Annotated in this window: 2 protein-coding genes; both read right to left on the bottom strand. The window is 72.9% G+C overall.

Annotated features, from left to right (window positions below; genetic code table 11):
* Nucleotides 1-118: 118 nt before the first annotated feature.
* Nucleotides 119-1,618, bottom strand: a complete 1,500-nt coding sequence (gene gltX / locus ACFV4G_RS42035) for a glutamate--tRNA ligase (RefSeq protein ID WP_380448667.1) — start codon at nt 1,616-1,618, stop codon at nt 119-121.
* A complete protein-coding gene (locus ACFV4G_RS42030) occupies nt 1,611-2,411 on the bottom strand; it encodes a fumarylacetoacetate hydrolase family protein (protein WP_380448665.1) in 801 nt (266 codons plus the stop codon). Before ACFV4G_RS42030 ends, gltX begins: the two co-directional genes overlap by 8 nt.
* Nucleotides 2,412-2,660: the final 249 nt, after the last annotated feature.

The following is a 2,660-nucleotide window of genomic DNA, read 5'->3' as shown; positions in this document are numbered from 1 at the left end:
GGTTCCCGGCCAAAATATCCATCACCAACCCGTCTGCCCGGGGGCCCCCGGGACGCGCGACGGCGCCGGCGGGGCCGGCTCCAGGGGCGGGCCCCCGCGGGCGTGCTCAGCGGCCCGTTCAGGCGGCCGGCAGGGCGTCCAGGGCGGAACGCAGGCGACGCAGCGTCTCGGGGCGGCCGAGGAGCTCCATCGACTCGAACAACGGCGGCGAGACCCGGCGGCCGGTGACGGCCACCCGCAGCGGCGTGAAGGCGAACTTGGGCTTGATGCCCAGCCCCTCCACCAGCGCCTCGCGCAGCGCGGCCTGGATCGGCTCCGGGGTGAAGTCCCCGAGCTCCTCCAGCGCCTTGATGCTGGCCTCCAGCACCGGGCGGGAGTCCGCGGTCAGCGCCTTGGCGGCGTCGTCCGGGTCGACCGCGAAGTCGGCCGGGTCGACGAAGAGGAAGCCGGCCATGTTGACGATCTCGCTCAGCACGACCATCCGCTCCTGGGTGAGCGGTGCCACCTTGGCGAGCAGGTCCAGCTGCTCGGCGGTGGGCTCGGCCGGCAGCAGGCCGGGCGCCTGCAGGTACGGCACCAGGCGGCGGACGAAGTCCTCCGGGGCCAGCTTGCGGACGTGCTCGGCGTTGATCGCCTCGCACTTCTTCAGGTCGAAGCGGGCCGGGTTGGAGTTGACCTTCGCGATGTCGAAGGCCGCGATCAGCTCGTCCGTGTCGAAGATGTCGCGGTCGTCGGCCAGCGACCAGCCCAGCAGGGACAGGTAGTTGAGCAGGCCCTCGCGGATGAAACCGCGCTCGCGGTACAGGTTCAGCGAGGCCTGCGGGTCGCGCTTGGAGAGCTTCTTGTTGCCCTCGCCCATCACGTACGGCAGGTGGCCGAAGCGCGGGGTGGCGCCGGTGCCCACGCCGATCCCGGCGAGCGCCTCGTACAGCGCGATCTGGCGCGGGGTGGAGGACAGCAGGTCCTCGCCGCGCAGCACGTGCGTGATGCCCATGAGGGCGTCGTCGACCGGGTTCACCAGGGTGTACAGCGGGGCGCCGTTGGCCCGGACGATGCCGTAGTCCGGCACGTTCTCCGGCTCGAAGCTGAGCGTGCCGCGGACCAGGTCGTCGAACGCGATGGTCTTGTCGGGCATCCGGAAGCGCAGGATCGGCTCGCGCTTCTCCAGCTTGTAGACGGCGACCTGGTCGTCCGTCAGGTTCCGGCAGTGCCCGTCGTAGCCGGAGGGCTTGCCGGCCGCGCGGGCGGCCTCGCGGCGGGCGTCCAGCTCCTCGGTGCTGCAGTAGCAGTGGTAGGCGTGGCCGGCCTCGTGCAGGCGGCGGGCGACGTCCGCGTAGATGTCCATCCGCTGCGACTGGCGGTACGGCGCGTGCGGACCGCCGACCTCCGGGCCCTCGTCCCAGTCGAAGCCGAGCCAGCGCATCGCGTCGAGCAGCTGCTCGTACGACTCCTCGGAGTCGCGGGCCGCGTCGGTGTCCTCGATCCGGAAGACCAGCGTGCCGCCGTTGTGGCGGGCGTAGGCCCAGTTGAAGAGGGCGGTGCGGACCAGGCCCACGTGGGGGTTGCCGGTCGGGGAGGGACAGAAGCGAACCCGGACGGCCGGGTCAGTGTTAGCCACGCTTGATCACCTTGTTGGCGAGAGTGCCGATGCCTTCGATGGAGACGGCGACCTCGTCGCCGACGTTGACGGGGCCCACCCCAGCGGGTGTGCCGGTGAGGATGACGTCGCCGGGCAGCAGCGTCATGGCCTCGGAGATGTGGACGATCAGCTCGGCCACCGAGCGGACCATCTGGGAGGTGCGCCCGCTCTGGCGGAGCTCGCCGTTGACCGTGCAGGTGATCGCGAGGTCGCCCGGGTCGACGTCGGTCTCGATCCAGGGGCCGAGCGGGCAGGCGGTGTCGAAGCCCTTGGCCCGGGCCCACTGGCCCTCGCGCTGCTGGACGTCGCGGGCGGTCACGTCGTTGGCGCAGGTGTAGCCGAGGATCACCTCGGGCACCCGCTCCAGCGGGACCTCGCGGCACATCCGGCCGATCACCACGGCGAGTTCGGCCTCGTGGTGGACGTCCGAGGAGAACGGCGGGTAGGCGATGCTCTCGGTCGGGCCGATCACCGAGGTGGACGGCTTGAAGAAGGTGAGCGGGACGTCCGGGACGCCGCCGCCCATCTCCGCCGCGTGGGCCGCGTAGTTGCGGCCGACCGCCACGATCTTGTTGGGGAGCATCGGGCTGAGCAGCCGGACGTCCTGGAAGCGGTAGCTCTCGCCGGTGGGTTGCGGCTGGCCGAACGGGTGGCCGGCCAGGGCGTGGACGACCAGCGACTCCGGCCGGGCCGGGTCCCCCTCCACGACGCCGAAGGAGACGCTGCCGGCGGCAGGGCTCCCTTCCCGGACGGAAAACCTCGCAATGCGCACGGCTGGGCTACCCCTCGCTTCGTCGGCCGCCCGGGGCGCCCCCGGGCGCTGGTGGGCGCCCCGCCCGGCGTGGGCGCGGCCCCGTCAATCGTCGACCAGGCTATCGCGTGGGCCCTCCCCCGGCCGCTTCGGGCCTGTTCGGCGCGGGCGCCGTCCGGGCGTGGCCGGCCCGGCGGTCCCGGCGCGCGAACGCGAAGGGCGCCGCGGCCGGTTCGACGGCGGCGGCGCCCATCGCGCGGCGCGGGGCCG

It is taken from the genome of Kitasatospora sp. NPDC059747, from assembly GCF_042732955.1.
Classification (GTDB): Bacteria; Actinomycetota; Actinomycetes; order Streptomycetales; family Streptomycetaceae; genus Kitasatospora.
This window is presented reverse-complemented; position numbering and strand designations above follow the sequence as displayed.